Raw genomic sequence first — 211 nt, 5'->3', positions numbered from 1 at the left:
CGTGCTGGCGGTGCTGCGTGGCAGCGCGGTCAACCAGGACGGGGCGAGCAACGGTCTGACGGCGCCGAACGGTCCGTCCCAGCAGCGGGTGATCCGGCAGGCCCTGGAGTATGCCGGGCTGAGTCCGGACGAGGTCGATGCGGTGGAGGCGCATGGTACGGGTACGGCGCTGGGTGATCCGATCGAGGCGCAGGCGCTGTTGGCGACGTAC

The 211-nt window shown here is 70.6% G+C and carries 1 protein-coding gene; it reads left to right on the top strand.

Annotated features, from left to right (window positions below; translation table 11 throughout):
* Window positions 1-211: hypothetical protein (locus ADK64_RS15825; RefSeq protein WP_159046266.1), on the top strand; the 211-nt coding region annotated here is incomplete at both ends.

Origin of the sequence: Streptomyces sp. MMG1121, assembly GCF_001280015.1 — a bacterium.
Taxonomy (GTDB): domain Bacteria; phylum Actinomycetota; class Actinomycetes; order Streptomycetales; family Streptomycetaceae; genus Streptomyces.
This window is presented reverse-complemented; position numbering and strand designations above follow the sequence as displayed.